This window comes from Rhizobium sp. PEPV16, assembly GCF_008919455.1.
In the GTDB taxonomy this organism is placed as follows: domain Bacteria; phylum Pseudomonadota; class Alphaproteobacteria; order Rhizobiales; family Rhizobiaceae; genus Rhizobium; species Rhizobium leguminosarum_Q.
The window spans coordinates 129,492-150,543 of record NZ_VSZV01000356.1 but is presented as its reverse complement, the minus strand read 5'-3'; the positions used below and the strand labels follow the sequence as shown (position 1 = coordinate 150,543).

Annotated in this window: 19 protein-coding genes; 7 read left to right on the top strand and 12 right to left on the bottom strand. The window is 62.8% G+C overall.

The window, feature by feature from the left end; genetic code table 11:
• A partial coding sequence (locus FY112_RS35105; protein WP_246700826.1) for an electron transfer flavoprotein-ubiquinone oxidoreductase occupies window positions 1-1,462 on the top strand: 1,462 nt, incomplete at its 5' end.
• Between the two features lie 135 nt (window positions 1,463-1,597).
• Window positions 1,598-2,212: a L,D-transpeptidase gene (locus FY112_RS35100; protein ID WP_017959713.1), complete on the top strand. Its 615-nt coding sequence runs from the start codon at window positions 1,598-1,600 to the stop codon at window positions 2,210-2,212.
• Between the two features lie 93 nt (window positions 2,213-2,305).
• Here the strand turns inward: FY112_RS35100 and FY112_RS35095 are convergent, their stop codons facing one another.
• On the bottom strand, window positions 2,306-3,211 hold the full coding sequence (locus tag FY112_RS35095; protein ID WP_131629194.1) for a DMT family transporter: 906 nt from the start codon (window positions 3,209-3,211) through the stop codon (window positions 2,306-2,308).
• 145 nt (window positions 3,212-3,356) lie between these two features.
• Here FY112_RS35095 and FY112_RS35090 point away from each other — a divergent pair, with 145 nt between their 5' ends.
• Window positions 3,357-3,830: an Lrp/AsnC family transcriptional regulator gene (locus FY112_RS35090; protein ID WP_003546825.1), complete on the top strand. Its 474-nt coding sequence runs from the start codon at window positions 3,357-3,359 to the stop codon at window positions 3,828-3,830.
• A gap of 23 nt (window positions 3,831-3,853) precedes the next feature.
• Here FY112_RS35090 and mgtE read toward each other — a convergent pair whose 3' ends face one another.
• Both mgtE and FY112_RS35080 read right to left on the bottom strand, forming a co-directional pair.
• Window positions 3,854-5,227: a magnesium transporter gene (gene mgtE / locus FY112_RS35085; protein WP_017959716.1), complete on the bottom strand. Its 1,374-nt coding sequence runs from the start codon at window positions 5,225-5,227 to the stop codon at window positions 3,854-3,856.
• 314 nt (window positions 5,228-5,541) lie between these two features.
• A complete protein-coding gene (locus FY112_RS35080; protein ID WP_131629196.1) occupies window positions 5,542-6,555 on the bottom strand; it encodes a zinc-binding alcohol dehydrogenase family protein in 1,014 nt (337 codons plus the stop codon).
• Between the two features lie 103 nt (window positions 6,556-6,658).
• Between FY112_RS35080 and FY112_RS35075 the strand changes: the two genes are divergently transcribed.
• The gene (locus tag FY112_RS35075; RefSeq protein ID WP_017959718.1) at window positions 6,659-7,063 is read left to right on the top strand and encodes a helix-turn-helix domain-containing protein; all 405 of its coding nucleotides are present in this window, start codon (window positions 6,659-6,661) and stop codon (window positions 7,061-7,063) included.
• Here the strand turns inward: FY112_RS35075 and FY112_RS35070 are convergent.
• A complete protein-coding gene (locus FY112_RS35070) occupies window positions 7,022-8,266 on the bottom strand; it encodes an MFS transporter (protein ID WP_017959719.1) in 1,245 nt (414 codons plus the stop codon). The two genes, FY112_RS35075 and FY112_RS35070, sit on opposite strands and share 42 nt — an antisense overlap.
• 300 nt (window positions 8,267-8,566) lie before the next feature.
• Between FY112_RS35070 and FY112_RS35065 the strand changes: the two genes are divergently transcribed.
• The gene (locus FY112_RS35065; RefSeq protein WP_011651163.1) at window positions 8,567-9,511 is read left to right on the top strand and encodes a diacylglycerol kinase family protein; all 945 of its coding nucleotides are present in this window, start codon (window positions 8,567-8,569) and stop codon (window positions 9,509-9,511) included.
• 34 nt (window positions 9,512-9,545) lie between these two features.
• Here FY112_RS35065 and FY112_RS35060 read toward each other — a convergent pair whose 3' ends face one another.
• A complete protein-coding gene (locus FY112_RS35060; RefSeq protein ID WP_131629257.1) occupies window positions 9,546-10,898 on the bottom strand; it encodes a glutamine synthetase family protein in 1,353 nt (450 codons plus the stop codon).
• A gap of 82 nt (window positions 10,899-10,980) precedes the next feature.
• On the opposite strand from FY112_RS35060, the gene FY112_RS35055 reads away from it, so the two are divergent.
• Window positions 10,981-12,348 carry an aspartate aminotransferase family protein gene (locus FY112_RS35055; protein ID WP_131629197.1) on the top strand — a complete coding sequence of 456 codons (1,368 nt, stop codon included), beginning with the start codon at window positions 10,981-10,983 and terminating at the stop codon, window positions 12,346-12,348.
• A gap of 6 nt (window positions 12,349-12,354) precedes the next feature.
• Here the strand turns inward: FY112_RS35055 and FY112_RS35050 are convergent, their stop codons facing one another.
• The 4 genes from FY112_RS35050 to FY112_RS35035 all read right to left on the bottom strand — a co-directional run bounded on the left by FY112_RS35050 (window position 12,355) and on the right by FY112_RS35035 (window position 18,003).
• A complete protein-coding gene (locus FY112_RS35050) occupies window positions 12,355-13,842 on the bottom strand; it encodes a glycosyltransferase family 39 protein (protein ID WP_151520392.1) in 1,488 nt (495 codons plus the stop codon).
• A 1-nt stretch (window position 13,843) separates the two neighbouring features.
• Window positions 13,844-15,343 carry a glycosyltransferase family 39 protein gene (locus FY112_RS35045; protein WP_131629199.1) on the bottom strand — a complete coding sequence of 500 codons (1,500 nt, stop codon included), beginning with the start codon at window positions 15,341-15,343 and terminating at the stop codon, window positions 13,844-13,846.
• A 12-nt stretch (window positions 15,344-15,355) separates the two neighbouring features.
• Window positions 15,356-16,372, bottom strand: coding sequence for a glycosyltransferase family 2 protein (locus FY112_RS35040; protein WP_017959724.1), 1,017 nt, complete (start codon window positions 16,370-16,372; stop codon window positions 15,356-15,358).
• A 137-nt stretch (window positions 16,373-16,509) separates the two neighbouring features.
• On the bottom strand, window positions 16,510-18,003 hold the full coding sequence (locus tag FY112_RS35035) for a glycosyltransferase family 39 protein (RefSeq protein ID WP_017959725.1): 1,494 nt from the start codon (window positions 18,001-18,003) through the stop codon (window positions 16,510-16,512).
• A gap of 184 nt (window positions 18,004-18,187) precedes the next feature.
• On the opposite strand from FY112_RS35035, the gene FY112_RS35030 reads away from it, so the two are divergent.
• A complete protein-coding gene (locus FY112_RS35030) occupies window positions 18,188-19,150 on the top strand; it encodes a lysylphosphatidylglycerol synthase domain-containing protein (protein WP_017959726.1) in 963 nt (320 codons plus the stop codon).
• On the opposite strand, the gene FY112_RS35025 is transcribed toward FY112_RS35030, so the two are convergent.
• The 3 genes from FY112_RS35025 to FY112_RS35015 all read right to left on the bottom strand — a co-directional run.
• Window positions 19,121-20,359, bottom strand: a complete 1,239-nt coding sequence (locus FY112_RS35025) for an RNA polymerase sigma factor (RefSeq protein ID WP_151520391.1) — start codon at window positions 20,357-20,359, stop codon at window positions 19,121-19,123. The two genes, FY112_RS35030 and FY112_RS35025, sit on opposite strands and share 30 nt — an antisense overlap.
• 9 nt (window positions 20,360-20,368) lie before the next feature.
• The gene (locus tag FY112_RS35020) at window positions 20,369-20,728 is read right to left on the bottom strand and encodes a YciI family protein (protein ID WP_020049276.1); all 360 of its coding nucleotides are present in this window, start codon (window positions 20,726-20,728) and stop codon (window positions 20,369-20,371) included.
• Window positions 20,729-20,730: 2 nt separating this feature from the next.
• Window positions 20,731-21,052, bottom strand: a 322-nt coding sequence (locus FY112_RS35015; RefSeq protein ID WP_246700825.1) for a YciI family protein, incomplete at its 5' end; no start/stop codon positions are given.

Here is a 21,052-nt window from a genome sequence, read left to right as displayed (position 1 = left end):
GCTGCTGCCCGGCTGGCGCGACGAGGCCGACCAACCGTTCAAGACCGAAGTGACCGCCGATCACTTCCTGCTGCTCGGTCCGGCCGGCTCTGTTCGCCTGCCGAATGTGCTGATGCCGCCATTGATGAACAATCACGGCAACTACATCGTCTCGCTCGGAAACGTCTGTCGCTGGCTGGCGACCAAGGCCGAAGAGCTCGGCGTCGAGATCTATCCGGGCTTTGCCGCCACCGAAGTGCTCTACAATGACCAGGGTGCGGTCATCGGGGTCGCCACCGGCGATATGGGCATCGAGAAGAATGGCGAGCCTGGCCCGAACTATACCCGCGGCATGGAACTGCTCGGCAAATATACCCTGATCGGCGAGGGCGTGCGCGGCTCGCTTGCCAAGCAGCTGATTGCCAAGTTCGATCTGCAAAAAGACCGCGAACCGCAGAAATTCGGCATCGGCCTCAAGGAACTCTGGCAGGTCAAGCCGGAAAACCACAGGCCGGGTTTGGTGCAGCACTCCTTCGGCTGGCCGCTCGGCATGAAGACGGGCGGCGGCTCGTTCCTCTATCACCTGGAAGACAATCTGGTCGCCGTCGGCTTCGTCGTCCACCTCAATTACAAGAACCCCTATCTCTATCCCTTCGAGGAATTCCAGCGCTTCAAGACCCATCCGGCGATCCGCACCACCTTCGAGGGCGGCAAGCGCCTGTCCTATGGCGCCCGCGCCATCACCGAGGGCGGCTACCAGTCGGTGCCGAAGCTCTCCTTCCCCGGCGGGGCGCTGATCGGCTGTTCGGCCGGTCTCGTCAACGTGCCGCGCATCAAGGGCAGCCACAATGCGGTGCTGTCGGGCATGCTGGCGGCCGAGAAGATCGCTGCCGCGATCGAAGCCGGCCGCAGCCATGACGACGTGATCGAGATCGAGAATGAATGGCGCAAGGGCGATATTGGCCGCGACCTCAAGCGGGTGCGCAACGTCAAGCCGCTGTGGTCGAAGTTCGGGACCGCGCTTGGCGTGGCGCTCGGCGGCTTCGACATGTGGACCAACCAGCTGTTCGGCTTTTCCGTCTTCGGCACGCTGAAGCATGGCAAGACCGATGCTGAGAGCCTGGAGCCGGCGTCGCAGCACAAGCCGATCGCCTATCCGAAGCCCGATGGCGTCTTGACCTTCGATCGCCTCTCCTCGGTGTTCCTGTCGAACACCAATCACGAGGAAGACCAGCCTGTGCATCTGCAGGTCAAGGACATGAACCTGCAGAAGTCGTCCGAGCATGACATCTATGCCGGCCCGTCGACGCGTTACTGTCCGGCCGGCGTCTATGAATGGGTGGAAAAGGACGGCGAAGAGGTCTTCGTCATCAACGCCCAGAACTGCGTGCACTGCAAGACCTGCGACATCAAGGACCCCAACCAGAACATCAACTGGGTGCCGCCGCAGGGCGGCGAGGGGCCGGTCTATCCGAATATGTGATGCGGATTATCCCCACCGCGACAATTCTTGCGTGCTGACGCCTTCGTGATCGCCTTCTGCCGGAGGCTGTTAGCCGTTCGTTAACCATAATTTCCTTAGCTTGCGACATCAAGTTGACGCACTAAGGACACATTCATGACGATCTCCCGCCGGGGCTTTCTGATCGCTCTGCCGCTTTTCGTGGCCGGCTGCTCTTCGACCGGTCTGAACAGCCAGACGAATTATGCCGCACTTCCGGATGAAAAATTCCCGTTGAAGCAGGTGCCGATCGACAAGATCAAGCCGGAGCTCCGCCGCCAGGAAGTGGCCTACGAAACCACGCATGCTGCCGGCACCGTGATCGTCGATACACCCGCGCGCCGCGCCTATTACGTCCTCGGCGGCGGTAGGGCGATGCGCTATGGCGTCGGTGTCGGCCGCGAGGGGCTGGCCTTTGCTGGTAACGCCTATATCGGCCGCAAGGCCGAGTGGCCGAGCTGGACGCCCACTGAAAACATGCAGCGCCGCGAAGAGCGCTATCGCAAGCTCGCCGGCGGCATGCCGGGCGGCCCGAACAACCCGCTCGGTGCGCGGGCGATGTATCTCTATCGCGGTGGCAACGACACGCATTTTCGCATTCATGGCACCAACCAGCCGCAATCGATTGGTCTTGCCATGTCGAGCGGCTGTGTCCGCATGATGAACCACGACGTGATCGACCTCTATAGCCGAGTCGAAGTCGGCGCCAGGGTCGTCGTCATCCAGGCCTGATGTGTCCGCTCGAAGCTCGGTAACGACGCCCCCTCCATTGAAAAAGCCGCCGCAGCGATGGCTGCAGGCGGCTTTTCCGTCAGCTGTTGGATTTCAGTGGCGTGGCGTGGCGATACCTGTCGAAAGCGCCACGCCGATGCCGGTGATCACGGCGGCGCTGATTTCCGTCATGCCGATCGCTTCGCCAAGCAGCAAGCCGCCGCCAAGCGTCGCGAGAACCGGCGTCAGCGCTGTGAACGCGGCGGCCTGTGTTCCGCCGAGTGTTCTGACGGCGGTGCCGTAGGCGACCATGGCGACGAGGCCGGAAAGAACGCCCTGGCTCAGCACCTGCAGACCGATCTCCGGGAGAGTAGCCTTTGGCAGCGAGATGCCGAAGATGAGGGCAAGTGCGCCCATGATCAGGAAGGACCAGACGGCGATCAGGGCGCTCGCCTGCACGGCGGTAAGACCGGAGCGGCGGAAGGCATGCGTATAGCTCGCCCAGAGAATGGCGCCGGCCGGCAGCAGCACGAAGCTCGTCCATGGCAGCGAGGCGTCCGCAAGGCTACGCGTGAGCAGGATCAGCACACCGACGACGATCGCAACGAGCCCCGCGATGCGGGTGCCGTCAGGTCTTTCGCGAAACAGCACAATGCCGATCAGCGCCGCGGCGAGCGGCATCGAGCCGCCAAGCAGAATCCCCGAAGAGGCGGCCGGCGTCGAATGGATTGCCAGCGTCGTCAGCAGGAAGAAGACGGCGCCGGAACCGGACACCATGATCGCCAACAGGTGAAGCGGCAGGGCCTTCGGCAGCAGCCCCGTCTTCAGCCAGACAGGCGAAAGCATCAGCGCCGGAATTCCGAAGCGGATCAGCCCGATATCGATCGAGCCGAGCGGCGTTGCGGCGCTGTGGCGGGTGACGAGAAACCATGTTGCCCAGATCAGCACGGTAATGGTGCCGCCGGCATAACCCAGTACCTGCGACGGCGACTTGTCGTTTGTGAATGCAATGGTGGTCATCGTATCAATCCTTTCCTCCGTCCGGAGCCTGTCCGGTTGAAGAAAAGATTAGCGCCAGAGGCCGAGGCATGTCCTTGCTATCTATGGCTCCAAAATCATACTATGCGCAATCTTCTGCCAATCGAGGCCAATAGGTATCGCGAAAATGCCAAATCTCGATAAATTCGATATCGCCATCCTGAAGTGCCTGCAGGAGGATGCGCGCGCCACCAATGTCGAGATCGCCGAGAAGGTGAACCTTTCGCCGTCGCCCTGCCTGCGCCGCATCCGCAATCTCGAACGGTCCGGCATCATCCGCGGCTACAGGGCGGATATCGACCGCAAGGAGGTCGGTCTCGGCCTCACCGTCTTCGTCGAATTCAAGGTCGTCCATCACAGCCGCGAGAATTCCGAGGCGCAGCAGAAGGCGCTGCTCGCAATCCCCGAGATCGTCTCCTGCTTCCTGATTTCGGGCACCGCCGATTTCCTCGCCGAAGTGGTGGTGGAGGATCTCGCCGCCTATGAACGGCTTCTGACCGAAACGCTGTTGACCCTGCCGAATGTCAGCGACATCCGCTCGAACTTCGCCATCCGCAGCATCAAGACGCATGGGCCGTTGAAGCTGCCCGAGGGAAAATAATTCCACTCGGGCTTGCTTGCGAGTTAGAGCAGCGTCCCGCTGAGGATGAGCAGCGCCACCGAGAAGTAGATGACGAGCCCGGTGACGTCGACCAGCGTGGCGACGAAGGGGGCCGACGCGCTGGCCGGATCGAGCCGGAGCTTCTGCAGCACGAAGGGCAGCATCGAGCCGCAGATCGAGCCGAAGGTGACGATCCCGATCAGGGCGGCAAACACCGTGACGGCGACCATCTGCCAGTGCGGGCCGTAATCGTAGAGCCCGGCCGACTGCCAGAAGACGATGCGGATGAAGCCGACCAGGCCGAGGATCGCGCCGAGCACGATGCCGGTCGGCAGTTCCCGCAAAAGCACCTTCCACCAGTCTGAGAGCTTCAGCTCGCCGAGTGCCAGCGCCCGGATGATCAGTGACGTCGCCTGCGAACCGGAGTTGCCGCCCGAGCTCATGATCAGCGGGATGAACAGCGTCAGCACCACGGCCTTTTCCAGCTCGCCTTCGAAATGCTGCATGGCGCTTGCCGTCAGCATCTCGCCGAGGAAGAGCGCAGCGAGCCAGCCGGCGCGCTTGCGGATCATGCCGGAGAAGCTGATCTTCATGTAGGGCTGGCCGAGCGCCTCCATGCCGCCGAACTTCTGGGCCGCTTCCGTCGTGTCTGCGATCATCGTGTCGATCACGTCGTCGACGGTGACGATGCCGAGCATCTGCCCCTGTTCGTCGGTGACGGGCAGGGCGAGCAGGTCGTGCTTGCGGATAAGCCGGGCGACGTCCTCCTGCTTCATCAGCGGATCGGCCGAAACCGGCGCGCCCTTCTGTGTAACAGAGAGGATCGAAGCGTCCGGCTCGCCGGTGATGAGGCGACGCAGCGTCACCACATGCAGCAGCGCATGGCTGACCTCGTCCAGCACATAGATGGCGTAGACGGTCTCGCGCGAGCGTTCGACCTGGCGTACATGGTCGAGTGTGCGGGCGACGGTCCAGCTGTCAGGCACGCTGACGAACTCCGTCGTCATGATGCCGCCGGCCGTGCGCGGCGGATAGCCCATCAGGTGCTGGATCGCGATGCGCACCGGCTCGTCGAGACTGGAGAACAGCCGGGCGCGGGTCTCGCCGTCGAGTTCGAGCAGCACGTCGGCGACGCGGTCGTTCGACATGCCGTGCAGCAGCCGTGCGGCCTCCTCGGCGCTGATCAGCGCAAGGATCTGTGCGGCGTTGCGAAGCTCCGGCCGGTCGAGAATGTTGACCGCATAGTCGAGCGGTATGCCGGTCAACACCCGCCCGGCGTCCTGGATGCTCAGCGCGTTCAATGATTCGACGCGTTCGGCGATCGTTGCGCCGCGGCTGTTGTTGATGAAGGCACGGGCGGCATGGCCTGCCCGAAGAGGGAAGCGATTGATATTCATTTGAGGCTCGCCTTTCCGTCGATCCGCCGTAGCGTCCGATCGAGCGAGCCGACAGGAGTCGGTCAGCGCACGAGGGCCGCGTACGGCAAAGGCAATCGACTGCTACTGTCGCTTGGCATCGTTATGATGGCTCCGTTGAAATCCGTGGCTGACGAGCGTCATCCACGTGGATGCTAGGTGGTCCCGGACGCGGAAAAAGTCAAGCGGGATAAATGCTTAACGCCAGAATGCCGCACCCCACGATGCGGCATTCCAGGCGGGTATGGTTTGTATGATCTTGGGGGTCCCAGAATACCGGCCTGCCGGCTGCGATCTCAGAATCCTGCAAGCACCGCCTTGCCCTTCATCCTGCCGCTTTCGACCATGGCATGCGCCGTCTTGAGGTTCACCGCATTGATCGGCCCGACGATCTCTGAAAGCGTGGTGCGGATCTTTCCGCCGTCGACGAGCTCGGAAATCTTGTTCAGCAGCTTGTGCTGCTCGATCATGTCAGGCGTGCCGTAGAGCGGGCGGGTGAACATCAGCTCCCAATGAACGGACACGGCCTTGCGCTTGAAGGGCACGATGTCGAGCGTCTTCGGATCGTCGATCAATGCGAAGCGGCCCTGCGGTGCAATCGCTTCGACGATGTCGCCGATATGGCTATCGGTATTGGTGGTCGAGAATATGAATCCCGGCGCGCCGATGCCGAGCGCTGCCACCTGCGGCGCGATCGGCCTGGAATGATCGACGACATGATGCGCGCCGAGTTCCTTCACCCAGTCCTGCGTTTCCTGCCGCGAGGCGGTGGCAATCACCGTCAGGTCGGTCAATGCCCGGGCGATCTGAATGGCGATCGAGCCGACGCCACCGGCGCCGCCGATGACCAGGATGGAGCGTGCTCCTCCCGAAACCGCGTCCCGCACCTTCAGCCGGTCGAACAGCGCCTCATAGGCCGTAATCGAGGTCAGCGGCAGGGCGGCGGCGGCAGCGAAATCGAGGCTCTTCGGTTTGGTGCCGACGATGCGCTCGTCGACGAGATGGAATTCGGCATTGGTGCCCGGTCGGCTGATGACCCCGGAGTAGAACACCTCGTCGCCGGGCCTGAACAGGGTGACCTCGGGGCCGATGGCCTCGACGACGCCGGCGGCATCCCAGCCGAGCACCTTGAGCTCGTCCGCGGGCGGTGCGGAATGGGCGCGCACCTTCACGTCGACGGGATTGACCGAAACGGCTTTGATTTCGACGAGCAGATCGTGCCCCCTAGCCTCAGGCATCGGCAGCTCGACATCGATCAGCGAGGTTTCGGCGGAGATCGGTTGGGGCGTTTTATAGGCGACGGCGCGCATGGGAAGCTCCTGTGTTCGTTGCACGGACGCTAGATGCGCACTAAGTTCTGACAACGCAAGAATGCACAAATTCTGTACGTAGTACGCAAAAGGATACTGTAAAATGTCATTGCCGCGCGCCAAGCTCGTCCAGAATTTCCCCGGCTGCCCGGTCGAAGCGACGCTGACTTACCTCGACGGGAAGTGGAAGGGCGTGATCCTGTTTCATCTGATGCAAGGAACCCTGCGCTTCAATGAATTGCGCCGTAAGCTGCCGACCGTGACCCAGCGCATGCTGACCAAGCAGCTGCGGGAACTGGAAAAATCCGGTCTGGTATCGCGCACCGTCTATCCGGTCGTGCCGCCAAGGGTCGAATATGCAATGACGCCGCTCGGCATGACGCTGAAGCCCGTCATCCAGGCGTTGGCCGCCTGGGGTGACGATTATGTCTTCTGCAGCCCGGAAGGCCGCGAACTGCGCCTGGCCTCAGACGGCCTGCGCGCTCCGGTCGCGGCGCTCGAGGCGTAGCGAGGCTGCAAAGACGAACAGGCCGAGGAAGGATAGTGCTGCGCCGACATAACCGGTCGCCGCAAAACCGTAACCCCCGGCGATGACGAGGCCGCCGAGCCAGGCGCCGATCGCATTGGCGATGTTAAAGGCGGAATGGTTGGACGCGGCCGCAAGCGTTTGCGCGTCGGCGGCGACATCCATCAGCCGCGTCTGCAGCGCCGGCCCGGCGGCAAAGCCGCAGCCGACGAGGAAGACGGAGAGACCGAGCAAATAGGGGTTGGCGGCGGTCAGCGAGAAGGTGGTCAGCACGACGATATTATAGATGAGCGACCCGCCGATCGTGCCAAGCAGCGATTTGTCGGCGAGCCACGAACCGATGAAATTGCCTGCATTCATGCCGACGCCGAAGAGGACGAGCATGATCGGAACGGCTGTTTCCGGCAGCATTGCGACCTCAGTGGTCGTCGAGGCGATATAGCTGAACATCGCGAACATGCCGCCGTAGCCGACGGCGGCGATGCCGAGCGTCAGCCACACCTGCGGCCGGCGGAAGGCGCCGAGTTCGCGCAGGAAGCCCGCTTCCTCGGAAACCTTGTCCTTCGGAACGTAGAACCAGATCAGCGCTACCGTCAGCAGGCCGAGCACGCCGACCGAGAAAAACGCCACCTGCCAGTCGAGCGACTGGCCGAAGAAGGTCGTCAACGGCGTGCCGAGAAGTGTCGCAACGGTCAGGCCGAGCATGACGCGGCCAACGGCACGGGCGCGGCGATGCGCCGGCACCATCGAGGCGGCGACAAGGGCCGCCACGCCGAAATAGGCGCCATGCGGCAGGCCGCTGACGAAGCGCAGCAGCGTGAAACTTTCGAAGGTCGGCGCCATGGCGCTCGATATATTGCCGGCGGCAAAGATCAGCATCAGGGTCAAAAGCAGCGTGCGGCGTGCCATCTTCGCGGCGAGCACGGCAATGACCGGTGCGCCGACGACGACGCCGAGCGCATAGGCGCTGATGACGTAGCCTGCCTGCGGCGTCGTGACCGAGAAGGTCTCGGCGACATTGGGCAGCAATCCCATGATTGCGAATTCGCCGGTGCCGATGCCAAAGCCGCCGCAGGCGAGCGCCAGCTGGACCAGCGCCACGGTCATTGCCGATGGCAGCGCTTCATCCTGGCTATCAATGGAGTTCCGGCTATCGACTGAAATATTGGCGGCAATCTCACTCACGAGAGCTCCTCGAGGCGGTTTCTGCTTGGCAATGGCCTCTGGCGCAGGCGCGGCCGCAAGCCGATGGGTGAAAATGGCGGGAGGTGGAGACCATGTCTCCGTTAGACCATCTATCCGTGACGTCTCGGCTGCCGTCGAGTGCATTTTTTGCAGTGCAGCGTCCTGCTATGTGCATACGTCTATTGCAATTTTTGCATTTCTGCCTTTTGTCAGGAAAGAAGGTTGCGCTTGAAATCGACGATACCGCAACCATCTCAGGGGCAAGGCAGGAGCATTTCCGCGCCAGGGACGGGAGCTCTTATGAAGCTTGTAGGCTTTTTCAATCGCGACGGCGGGACCTTCAAGACCACCGACATGCTGGCCTATGAAAAAAGGGCGGAGACGGCTTTCCGCGAAGCGGGGCACGATTTCGACGCCATCGTCTTCTCAGGAAAGGAAATCGTTCCTGCCATGGAGCGGGCGGCCAAGCGCGATGATATCGACGGCATCGTCGCCGGCGGCGGCGACGGCACGATTTCGGCGGCGGCATCGATTGCCTGGAAGAACGGAATTGCGCTCGGCGTCGTGCCCGCCGGCACGATGAACCTCTTTGCCCGCTCGCTGCGTGTGCCGCTCGATATCTGGCAGGCGCTCGATGTGCTTGCCTCCGGCGAGGTCGACAATGTCGATATCGCCAGCGCCAACGGTCGGCCCTTCATCCACCAGTTTTCCGCCGGCCTGCATGCCCGTATGGTGCGCTACCGCAACGCCTACAGCTATCGGTCCCGACTGGGCAAAATACGGGCGAGCACGAAGGCGGCTTTGGGCGTCATCTTCAACCCGCCGGAATTCGAGGTCGAGTTCGAGGCGATCGGCATGCGCGAGCGCCGCAGGGTGTCGGCGATCTCAGTCTCCAACAATCCCTTCGGAGAGAACGCGCTGCTCTACGCCGATAATTTGAGAAGCGGCGAACTCGGCTTCTACACGGCAAATCCGCTGAAACCCCTCGGTGTCGCCCGTCTCGCCATCGACATGCTGCGGGGCAAGGTCCGCGAGAATGCCGATGTCATGGTGATGCATCCGGCCGAAGTGCACCTGCATTTCCCGAAACTGCGTTCCAAGGCCAATTGCGTCATGGACGGCGAGTTGCTGCCGCTCGAACGCGACGTCTCGATCCGGCTGCATCCGGGCGAATTGAAGGTTCTCGTCAAACAGGGGCTCGCCGCTCAAGTGAATGCGGACGAACGCCGCGAGCCCGCTGCGTAAGTCGGCCGGCTGCATAAGTCGGCGCAGCGTAATTTCAGAGCCGCGGCAGATAAGTGCGGTAGTCGAAATCCGAGACCGTGCGCAGATGCGCAAGCGCTTCCTTGCGCTTGGTGTCGCCATAGAGCGCCTGATAACGCGCACCGAAGATATCGGCGATGAAGGGCGAGGTGCGGAAGGTGTCGACGGCGCTGAGGAAATCATGCGTCAGTCGCGTCGTATTCGCAGGTATGTGCGAGGGCGTCGTCTCTTCGCCCGGGTCGAGTTCGTCATCGAGACCGGCGAGCATGCCGCCGAGGATCGCTGCCAGCAGCAGATAAGGATTGGCGTCGGCGCCGGCGACGCGGTGTTCGATGCGTGCCGCCGGGCCATCCTTGTCGGGGATGCGGATCGCCGTGCCGCGATGGCCGCTGCCCCAGGTCAGATCGACAGGCGCAAACGAGCCCGGCTGGAAGCGGCGGTAGGAATTGGCAAAGGGGGCGAAGATCAGCTGCGCCGCGCGCATGGTATCGAGCAGGCCTGATATCACCGATTTGAGTAGCTTCGGTTCGCCGCCCTTGGCATCGAGGATGTTGCGGCCTTGCCCGTCGATGATGCTCGCATGCACATGCAGGCCGGAGCCGGCATGTTCGGAATAGGGCTTGGCCATGCAGGTCGATTTCAGCCCGTGTCGGCGCGCCGCCTGTTCGGCGATACGCTTGAGATAGAGGCAATCGTCGGCGGCTGCCAGCGCATCCGCGCGGTGCAGCAGGTTGACCTCGAACTGGCCCGGCCCGAATTCCGCCGTCGTCGCATCCGCCGGCAGGTTCTGCGCCTTCGCATAGGCCCTCAGCGTCTGCAAATAGCCATCGAGCGCGTCGACGGCGCTCATGTCGTAGAGCTGGAAACCGTTTGGTTCGCCGCGATAGGTGAGGCTTTTCGGCGGGCAGGGGCGTCCGGTCTCGCGCCAGTCTCCCGACATCACGTAAAATTCCAACTCGGTGGCGACGACGGGCGTCAGCCCGCGCGCCGCATAGCGCTCGACCACCGAGGTGAGGATGGCACGCGGATCCATGAAGCTCGGGCTGCCGTCGAATTCGTGCATGGTGGCGAGCACCTGCATCGAACCCTCGGGCGCCCAGGGCATCGGCGCCAGGCTGCGCCGGTCGGGGATGACTTTGCCGTCGGGATCGCCGATCGTCAGCGACAGGCCGGTGATATCGTCATTGTCGTCGCCCCAGATGTCGAGCGATTGCGTCGAGGTCGGCAGGCGGATGTCACCGGCCCAGACCTTGTCTTCGGCGCCCGGCGGAAGCTGCTTGCCGCGCAGGTCGCCGTTCATGCCGACGATCAGGATCTCGAAACGCGGGTCGCCGCCCTCGGCCTTGCCGTCCACCCTGTCGCTCGCCATGACCTTGAAAATCCTCCGGGACAAGGCCAAGCTCCTATCCCATCGACATCAGCCTTTCAATCCGCGAGGGTCTTTACCAATCATGCCCGATACTTACCCACCCTCGAATCTTGCCGCGATCGACGCCGCGCACCACCTGCACCCCTTCGCCGACATGAAGAAGCTGAATGCCGAGGGCGCGCGTATCATCCAGCGCGGCGAGGGCGTCTACATCTTCGACAATCACGGCAGGAAATATCTCGATGGCTTCGCCGGCCTCTGGTGCGTCAATATCGGTTATGGCCGCCGGGAGATCGCCGATGCCGCCACCAGGCAGATGAATGAACTGCCCTATTACAACACCTTCTTCGGCACGACCTCGACGCCGGCGACGCTGTTGGCGCAGAAGGTCACATCCCATGCCGGCGAGCGGTTCAACCACATCTTCTTCACCGGCTCCGGCTCGGAGGCGAACGACACCTGGTTCCGCATGGCCCGGGTCTACTGGAGCGCCGTCGGCAACCCGTCCAAGAAGGTCGTCATATCGAGGAGGAACGGCTATCACGGTTCGACCGTCGCCGGCGCCAGCCTCGGCGGCATGAAATACATGCATGAGCAGGGCGACCTGCCGATCCCGGGCATCGTCCATATCGGCCAGCCCTATTGGTACGGCGAGGGCGGCGATCTCTCACCCGCCGAATTCGGTCTCAAGGTCGCCCGCGAACTCGAAGCGAAGATCGACGAACTCGGCGAGGAGAATGTCGCCGCCTTCGTCGCCGAGCCGGTGCAGGGGGCTGCCGGCGTCATCATCCCGCCCGAGACCTACTGGCCGGAGATCGACCGCATCTGCAAGGCGCGCAATATCCTGCTGGTGACCGACGAGGTAATCTGCGGTTTCGGCCGGCTGGGCGCCTGGTTCGGCCATCAGTATTTCGGCGTCGAGCCGGATCTCGCGCCGATCGCCAAGGGGCTTTCCTCCGGCTACCTGCCGATCGGTGGCGTACTCGTCAGCGACCGCATCGCCGACGTGCTGATCAACGAGGTCGGCGACTTCAACCACGGCTTCACCTATTCCGGCCACCCGGTCTGCGCTGCCGCAGCACTCGAAAACCTGCGCATCATCGAAGAGGAAAGACTGGTCGAACGCGTGCGCGATGATATCGGCCCCTATTTCGGCAAAGCCTGGGCAGCGCTGGCAGAGCATGATCTGGTCGGCGAAGCCGTCAGCATCGGCCTGATGGGCGGCCTGCAGCTTGCCGCCGAGAAGAGCACGCGCACCCGTTATGCCAAGCCCGATCAAGTCGGTGCGCTGGTGCGCAATCACGCGCTGGCGAACGGTCTGGTGCTGCGCGCCACCGGCGACCGCATGCTCGCCTCGCCGCCTCTCGTCATCAGCCACGCCGAGGTGGACGAGATGGCGAGGATTACCAGGCTGGCGCTGGATTTGGCCTGGAAGGAGCTGAAATCCTGATTGTGCTCAGCCTGGCTGGTTGACCCAGGCATAGCCGAAACGATAGGTGTCGTCGCCGCGCGCATAGAAATAGGGCACGTTGATCACCGACGTCTCGGGTGCGGACACGCCGAGATTGGTCTGCAGCCATTGAGCCATGGCCGGCGGAAGCCCTTCGTTACCCCTTTTTTGCGGCAGGAGCCACACCAGGAGAAGCGGTCGCCGGCTGGTAAGATCCGGGTTGAAGCCGGGATAGTCCACGGAGAGGATCGGCACACCGGGAATATCCTGCCTGAGATTGCCGGCAAGCAGGCTGTCGTCGGCAAGGATCGCGGCCGGTTCGGCCTGTTTGCGCAAAGTTTCCAGCATGTCGGCGTACGGCCTGTTCAGCCGCTCGTAATGACCGGTAAAGCGTGCAGTTGCAACGCTTCCATAGAGGGCCGCCGGCACGCCGATCATGATCACGGCGAGGATGGGTGTAAACCGCCGGAACGCCCTGTCTGCCGTGACGCCTGCGGCCTCGATCTTCAGGCAGAAATAGAGCGGCAGGATGAAGAGCATCGGCACCAGCCAGCGATCCTTGATGCCGGCCGCACCGCCGAAGACGATCAGAAACAGAATGCCGGCGAAGAAGATGAGCATCATCCGCTCGAGAAGTCGCGTCCATTCCGAACGGGAGGCGAGCGCCGGGCGAAGGCCCTTGCCGAAGACGAGCGCGAACACCGCCACGGTCAATGCGGCAAAGCTGATGGTGGCGAGGGCGAGCGAACTGACGCCCATGGCGACCTGCGTGAGATAGCTCGCATCGCCGCTCGCGGTCATCTTCTCCAGGGTGCGTGCGGTGGCGAAATCGAGATTGTCCTTCAGCCAGAAGAGATGCGGCAGGGTGATGACGAGCGCCACCGCCGCCGTCAGCACCAGCCGCCAGTCGAAGATCCGCGGCCGCAGCCGCGCATCCGAAAGCGCGGCGATCAGGGCTGCCGCCGGCAGGATCGCGAAATTATACTTGGCAAGCAGGCCGAAACCGATGCCGATGCCTGCGATCAGATAGGAGGCAAGGCTCGGCTGCTTCAGGCTGCGGATAAAGCCGTAGAAGAAGATGCTGGCCGAGAAGAACACCGCGACCGTGTGCGTCAGGTCGCGCTGCATCTCGAAAGCCATCTGCGGGATTGTCAGCAGCCCGAGCGTGGCGATCGCCACCAGCGCCTTGTCGCGCAGGATAAGCCGCGCGGTCAGGCCGTAGAGCACGTAGGAGCTGAACAGCAGAAGGTTCTTCACGATAGAAAGCGCGGTCAGCGAGACGCCGGCAAACCGGAAGACGGTGTATTGCAGCCAGTTGTAGAAGGGCGGCTGCGGGCCGTAGCCGGCGGCAAGCCATTGCGAGCGGAAGGCCTGTTCGGCCTCATCGAGATCGAGCGAATGCGAGGTTGCGAGCCGCACGCCGACCTGGAGCACGAAGTAGGCTGCCAGCAGAACGAAGATCCAACTGATGTCGCGACGGCTGCTCTCGGTCATTCTATTTGGTCTCCGGCCGAACCCAGGCGTAGCCGAGCGCGAAATTGTCGCTCTGGCGGCCGAAATAATAAGGAAGCGATAGCGAGCCGATCTCCTGCAGCGCGATATCAGCCGCCGTCAGCGCCGATGAAAACCGCTCGGGCATGATCGCATCGGCAGCCGTCGCCGTCTTCTTGCCGCGCCAGACGATCAGCACCGGCCCCTTGGCCTCGGCATAGGCCGGAATGCCCGGTGCCGGAAAATCCGGGATCACCACCGGCACATCGGGAAATTGCAGCCGCATGTTTCCGCCGATATAAGTGTCGGAAGCGATCACCAGCGCCGGTTGCGCCTGTCGCGTCATCTCGCGCGAAAAACCCGCCATCGGCACATTCGGCCGGCTGTAAGTGCCAATTAGTCCGGCGCCGACGACGCGGAAGCCGAGGGCGATCAGCACGCAGGCCATCAGCACCGGCAATACCGGCCGGAAACGGCGGAGTCCTGTGGAAAGGTCGAGCCCGGCGGCCTGCATTTTCGCAAGGAAGTAGATCGGCAGAACCAGCAGGAAGGGGTCGAGCCAGCGCTCGCGAACAGTTGTCGAGCCGGTCAACAGCACGATCAAAGCGATGCCGGCGAGGCTTGCGAGCATCATCCGCGCCATCATCCCGGTCCAGCGGTTGCCCGCCGAGAGCGCCCGGACGAAATCCCGGCGGAAGGTGGCAGCGAAGATCACCACCGGCAGCGCCGCAAAGGCGATGATGGCGACGAGAAAGGCGACAAGCCCTTTGCCAATCCGCACGGCGCCGGCGGGTTCGCTGCCGGCGGCCATCTTGACCAGAGTGTCGGAGGAGGCGAATGCGAGATTGCCCTGCAGCCAGACCGCGTGCGGCAGGACGATGACGAGCGCAACAGTGATCGCTGCCAGCATGCGCCAGTCGAGCGCCCGGCGTCGCCATTCGGCATCGGGCAGGATGGCGAGCAAGGCGACGACAGGCATCAGCGCGAAGTTATATTTCGAGATCAGCCCGATGCCGGTCGCAAGCCCGAGCAGCAGGTAGCTCGCCATATCGGGCCGGTCGAGCGTGCGGAAGAAGCCGTAGAGAAACAGCGAGCTGGCAAAGAGCAGCGCCGTCGTGTGGGTCAGATCCTGCTGGGCCATGTAGGAGACCTGAGGCAGGGTGATCAGCGCCAGCATGCCGACCGCGGCAAGCGCCTCGTCCTTCAGCGCGCGCCGCCCGGCAAGGCCATAGAAGAGATAGGACAGGAACAGCAGGATGTTCTTCGGAACGATGAGCGCGCCGATCGACATGCCCGTCACCGAAACGACGGCATATTGCATCCAGTTGTAGAAGGGCGGCTGCGGGCCGTAGCCCGCCAGCAGATATTGCGAGAAGAAGGATTGCTCCGCCTCGTCGAGCTCCAGCGAATGCGGAAGGACGATGCGCAGCACGATGTTGAGCACGAAATAGGCTGCAAGCAGCAGGCCCGCGGTTTTGATCGTCCTCGTCGCGCGCTCCAGCATCGTGCTGCCGGCTTAGGCTTGGCTTTGATCGTCGAAGATCTGCCGCACGATATAATTCGGAGAGGCATCGTCGCGGTAATAAGTGCGCGCGATCATTTCCGCCAGGATGCCGGTGGTGATCATCTGCACCGACGACAGCAGCAGCACGACGCCGACCATCAGCATCGGTCGCGTGCCGATGTCGTTGCCCAGGATGAACTTGTCGAAGCTGAGATAGAGCAGGATCAGCATGGCGAGCGCGCCGAGGCCGAGACCCAGCGAACCAAAGAAATGCCCCGGCCGCGCCTTGTAGCGCATGAAGAACATCACTGACAGCAGATCGAGGATGACGCGAAAGGTGCGCGAAATACCGTATTTCGAGACGCCGTGCTCGCGGGCATGGTGGGTAACGGCCATCTCGCCGATGCGCGAGCTCGGCACGACCCCGGCGACCCATGCGGGGATGAAGCGGTGCATCTCGCCCATCAACTTCACCTGCTTGATGATCGAGGCACGGTAGATCTTCAGGCTGCAGCCGTAATCATGCAGCTTGACGCCGGTGATGCGGCCGATCAGGTAGTTGGCGCACCAGGAGGGGATCTTGCGCAGGAACAGACCATCCTTGCGGTTCTTGCGCCAGCCGACCAAGAGGTCGAGTTCACGCCGTTCCAACTCGGAGACCATCGAAGGAATGTCCTTCGGATCGTTTTGCAGGTCGCCGTCCATCGTCGCGATCAGGCGGCCACGGGCGGTATCGATGCCGGCCTGCATGGCGGCAGTCTGGCCGAAGTTGCGCTGCAGTTCGACGATCCTGAGCGCCAGCCCCTCGCGTCCGACATACTGGCGGGCGTTGACGAGCGTCGCATCCGTGCTGCCGTCATCGACGAGGATCAGCTCCCAGCGATGGGGGTAGCTGACCATCGCGGCCGCGACACGCTCGACAAGCGGGCCGACGCTTTGCTCTTCGTTGAAAATGGGCACGACCAGCGACAGTTCGAGCGATTGTACCGGATCATTCGTACCGCGAATGGGCTCTACGGTTGTCTGCAACTTTCATCTCCAAAAGGCCGGACGGCCGAGCAATTTTTAATGCCGCCGCCGCACTTGCGGAAGGCTACTACATGAAGTGTCCGCCGGTTGCCAGCGGGCAATGCCGGTTTCCCGCAATCGGCGGATCTTCCGGGGCGCTATTTCGCGCCGCCTTCCACCCAGGAGTAGCCAATGGAGAAGCTGCGTTTGCCGTCACCGAAGAGATAGGGCAGCGTCAGCGTCTTCAACTCTTGCAGGTGAATGCCCGATCTCACGAGGTCATTGGCAAAGCCGGGGGAAATTGTCGGATCATCTGCGGTCTCGCCGCGCCAGATAACCAGCACCGGCCCCTTTGCGTCAGCATATTCGGGAACCCCGGGTCCGGGGAAGAACGGGATCACCACGGGAACGTCGGGAAATCTCAGGCGCATGTTGCCGGCAACGAACTTGGTTCCCGCCACGATGAGAACCGGCTTGCGGGTCGCGGTCAATTCAGCCACGTAGCCGGAAAAGGGTACATTCGTTCTCGTGTAAGTGCCGATATATTGAATGCCGACGATCCGGAAGAGAAGGATCGACAGGATGACGACCATGAAGACCGGCACCACGGGCCGGAAGCGTGAAAGGCCGGCGGACAGATCGAGGTCTGCGGTTTCCAGTTTCAGGAACAGATAAATCAGCAGGACGAGCAGGCAGGGGTCGAGCCAGCGCTCGTGGATATCGCTCGCACCGGCGAAGAGGACGACACCGACGAAGGCGAGCAGGCTGATGACCATCATCCGCTCGATCACCCGGATCATCGGGCTAGTGGTGGAGAGCGCGCGAAAAAAGTCGCGCCGGAAGGCGGCAGCGATGAGAACGATCGGCAGTGCGACGAAGCCGAGGACGGCGATCACGAGAGACAGCAGCCCTTGCCCGACGCGGGGCAGGCCGGCGGGGGCCAAGTCTTCGGCGGTCATCCGCTCCAGCGTCGGCGCAGAGGCACTGGCGAGATTGTCAGGCAGCCAGAGCGCATGCGGCAGCACGATCAGAATGGCGAGCACGGCCGCCGGCAGCAAACGCCAGTCGATAAGACGGCTGCGCCATTCCCGCTCTGGCAGCACGGCGATAAGGGCGGCAAATGGCAGGATGGCGAAATTATACTTCGAGATGAGCCCGATGCCGGTGGCTATGCCGATGATCAGATAGCTCCAGATCGTCGGCTGGCGCAGCGTGCGGAAAAAACCGAAGAGGAAGAGCGAGGTCGCAAACAGCAGGGCAACCGTATGGGTCAGTTCGCGCTGCGCCATCAGGCCGACCTGCGGCAGGGTAATTAGGCTCAGCATGGCGACGGCTGCGAGCGAACGGTTCTTCAGCACCTCGCGGGCAGCAAGTCCGTAGAAGAGATAGCAGCCGAAGAGAATGATGTTCTTCGGCACCGAGAGCACCCACATCGATATGCCGGTCACCGAAACGATGGCATATTGGATCCAGTTGTAGAAGGGCGGCTGCGGGCCGTAGCCGGCAAGCAAGTACTGCGAGTAGAAGGATTGCTCCGCCTCGTCGAGATCGAGCGTATGAGGCAATGCGATGCGGAGCGCGATGTTCAGCAGGAAATAGACTGCCAGAAACAGGCTTGCGCTCGTAATGCTTCTGGTAATGCGCTCCAACATCGATCTCCAGGTCAGGCCGGCAAGGCGTTGTTATTTTTCGGTCGTCCGCGGGGATCGTCGGCCTTAAGGCGATCTCGCCGCCGTCGCCGGCAACTCCGCCGTTGTGCGCAACCTTCATTTCTCCTAAAACGCCTGGCGACGGAACCGAGGCCTATGCCGACGCCAAGCGAGGAATGCCTACTACATGAAGAGTTCGATCGTTGAAAGCCGGCAGTCCTGGTTTATGCGCAATCGCATGACCGTTCTGACGGTCGTCATTGTCGCAGCCTATGGCCTCTTCATCCAATGGTTCTGGGGTTGGCCCGTCATCATCAGCCAATGGGCCGATGTCGGCGCGGGTCCCGTGATCGCTGCGCTCGTACTGCTGACGAGCACCTATTTCCTGCGCACCTGGCGCATCTATGATTATTTTCCGAAGGAAACGGCCGGCCGGTTTGCGACCCTCTTCCGCGTCACGCAGATCCATAATCTCCTGAACATCATGCTGCCTTTCCGAACCGGCGAAACCAGCTTTCCGCTGTTGATGCGCACCGAATTCGGCATTCCGCTGACGCGCGGGACCTCGGCGCTGTTCGTCATGCGGTTGCTCGACCTGCACGCGCTTCTGGCCGCCGCCGGCATCGGCTTTGCGATCGCTGCCGCGAATGCAGCTCTTGCGTGGTCGCTCTGGGCCGCCTTCCTGCTGCTGCCGGTCGCGGCCTTCGCCGCCCGCAAGCCGCTGCTGCGCCTGGCCGCCAGGCTGCTGCCGAAGAAGGCGCAGAAATTTGTCGCCGAGATCGAAAACGGCTTGCCGCTCGATGCCGTCGCCTTTGCGCGTGCCTGGGCGATGACCATCGTCAACTGGCTGGTGAAGGTGATGGTGCTTGCCTGGGCGCTCGGCCTGATGGGGGTGCTGCCGATGGCGGCAAGCTTCGGCGGCGCGCTCGGCGGCGAGCTCTCCTCCGTGCTGCCGATGCATGCGCCAGGCGGCGTCGGCACCTATCCGGCCGGCATCACCGCCGGCGCCATCGCGTTGGGCGCCTCGAGCGAGCGGCTGGCCCTGGCCGCGCTGGCGCAGGCGAGCGTCAATGCCCACTTGCTGATCATTGTCTCGGCGCTGACGGGAACTGCGATCTCACTACCGCTCGGACGTCGTGGCAAGCTCTGAAATCCGCTTTCTCAGAAACGCCTGCTCCGGCTCCTGCCGGCAGAGCGACAGCGCCGTTTGATAGGCCGCGATCGCCTCTTGCCTCCGGCCGAGACGGCGCAGGAAATCGGCGCGCGCCGAATGGACGAGGTGATAGGCCTGCAGCTCCCGGCGTCCCAGAATGCTATCGATCAGGTCCAGCCCCTTCGCTGGCCCTTCGGCCATCGCAATCGCCACGGCGCGGTTGAGCTCGACGATTGGAGAGGGCTGCGCCGCCAGCAGCAGATCGTAATAGAAGGCGATCCGCCGCCAGTCGGTCTCTTCGGCAGCCGGCGCCCTGGCATGCTCGGCGGCGATCGCCGCCTGCAGCGTATAGGTGCCGATCTCTCCCGCTTCCATCGCCGCGGCGAGCAGCGCCAGGCCTTCCGTAATCTTCGCATGATCCCAGAGCGAGCGGTCCTGATCGGCAAGCAGCACCAGCGATCCGTCTCCGACACGGCGGGCGGTGCGGCGGGAATCCTGCAGCAGCATCAAGGCCAGCAGGCCGGAGACGTCGGGATGCGGCAGCAGCGCCAGAAGCAGTCGTGCCAGACGGATCGCTTCTGCGGTCAGGTCGGCGCGGACCACCTCCTCGCCCGAAGAGGCCGAATAGCCCTCGTTGAAGACGAGGTAGATGACGTGCAGCACCCGGTCGAGTCGCGGCGGCAGCGCCTCGCGGCCCGGCACCTCGTAGGGGATCTTCGCCGCCCGGATCCTGCCTTTGGCGCGCACGATCCGCTGGGCCACCGTCGGCGCAGGAATGAGGAAGGCATGGGCGATCTCTTCGGTGGTCAGCCCGCAGATTTCCCTCAGCGCCATCGCCATCTGCGCATCGGCCGGGATGAGCGGGTGGCAGCAGGTGAAGATCAGCCGCAGCATGTCGTCCTCGATCGGTTCCATGTCGCCGAGCTCCGTTGCGTCGGGCGTATAGAGGCTGTCTTCGATGTGATGTTGCGAAGCATCGAAACGTGCCCGCCGTCGCAGCGTATCGATCGCCTTGAAGCGCGCCGTCGAAACGAGCCAGCCGACTGGATTGCCGGGAATGCCGTCCGCCGGCCACGTCCGTGCGGCCGCGGCAAAGGCGTCGTGAAGCGCCTCCTCCGCCCGGTCGAAATCGCCGAGCAGACGGATCAGCGTCGCCAGCACCCGGCGCGACTGAGTTCGGTAGATTTCTTCGATGACGCTTTCCAATCAGGCACCTCAGTCTGGCAGGGTCAGCGTCCGCACGGGCCTCAGTTCGACCGCGCCGTAACGGGCCGATGGGATTCGCCCGGCGATCTCTTTTGCCTTGACCATGTCGGGCGCCTCGATGACGTAGAAGCCGGCCAGATGCTCCTTCGTTTCGACATAGGGACCGTCCGTGGCGGAGAGCGTGTTGTTGCGAACGCGCAGGACGGTCGCCGTGTCAGGCATCTCCAAGGCATCGGAGTGGATCATGATGCCTTCGCGGCTCAGTTCCTCATCGAAAGCGAAATGCGCTTTGATAAGTTCGGCGGTTTCATCAGGCGTCAGCGTTCCGTCCGTGTCGGTGCTGTTATAAATCAGGCAGATGTAACGCATCGCTATTTCCCATCCTCAATGGAGTAAGTCGGGCGCACTTCGATCGAGCAATATTTGAGGATCGGAAAACTCGACACGATCGTCTTCGCCTCCTCGATAGTCTCGGCTTCGATCAGCAAAAAACCGCCGAGGTGCTCTTTGATTTCGGCAAATGGGCCATCGGTCGCAAAGGCTTCGCCATTGCGCAGGCGGACCGTGATCGCCGTTGACGGTTCATGCAAGGCGAGCGCCACCAGCAGATGACCGCTCTCGCGCCAGCGATTGTCGCTGGTGATGCACTCCTGTGTGAGCGCATCCCATTCGGTCTGAGGGACCAGCTTGCTT

Bases quoted from the DNA above. Each gene is read 5' to 3' on its own strand.
- FY112_RS35100 (WP_017959713.1), top strand. From the start codon at position 1,598: ATGACGATCTCCCGCCGGGGCTTTCTGATCGCTCTGCCGCTTTTCGTG.
- FY112_RS35095 (WP_131629194.1), bottom strand. From the start codon at position 3,211: ATGACCACCATTGCATTCACAAACGACAAGTCGCCGTCGCAGGTACTG.
- FY112_RS35090 (WP_003546825.1), top strand. From the start codon at position 3,357: ATGCCAAATCTCGATAAATTCGATATCGCCATCCTGAAGTGCCTGCAG.
- mgtE (WP_017959716.1), bottom strand. From the start codon at position 5,227: ATGAATATCAATCGCTTCCCTCTTCGGGCAGGCCATGCCGCCCGTGCC.
- FY112_RS35080 (WP_131629196.1), bottom strand. From the start codon at position 6,555: ATGCGCGCCGTCGCCTATAAAACGCCCCAACCGATCTCCGCCGAAACC.
- FY112_RS35075 (WP_017959718.1), top strand. From the start codon at position 6,659: ATGTCATTGCCGCGCGCCAAGCTCGTCCAGAATTTCCCCGGCTGCCCG.
- FY112_RS35065 (WP_011651163.1), top strand. From the start codon at position 8,567: ATGAAGCTTGTAGGCTTTTTCAATCGCGACGGCGGGACCTTCAAGACC.
- FY112_RS35060 (WP_131629257.1), bottom strand. From the start codon at position 10,898: ATGGCGAGCGACAGGGTGGACGGCAAGGCCGAGGGCGGCGACCCGCGT.
- FY112_RS35055 (WP_131629197.1), top strand. From the start codon at position 10,981: ATGCCCGATACTTACCCACCCTCGAATCTTGCCGCGATCGACGCCGCG.
- FY112_RS35050 (WP_151520392.1), bottom strand. From the start codon at position 13,842: ATGACCGAGAGCAGCCGTCGCGACATCAGTTGGATCTTCGTTCTGCTG.
- FY112_RS35045 (WP_131629199.1), bottom strand. From the start codon at position 15,343: ATGCTGGAGCGCGCGACGAGGACGATCAAAACCGCGGGCCTGCTGCTT.
- FY112_RS35035 (WP_017959725.1), bottom strand. From the start codon at position 18,003: ATGTTGGAGCGCATTACCAGAAGCATTACGAGCGCAAGCCTGTTTCTG.
- FY112_RS35030 (WP_017959726.1), top strand. From the start codon at position 18,188: ATGAAGAGTTCGATCGTTGAAAGCCGGCAGTCCTGGTTTATGCGCAAT.
- FY112_RS35020 (WP_020049276.1), bottom strand. From the start codon at position 20,728: ATGCGTTACATCTGCCTGATTTATAACAGCACCGACACGGACGGAACG.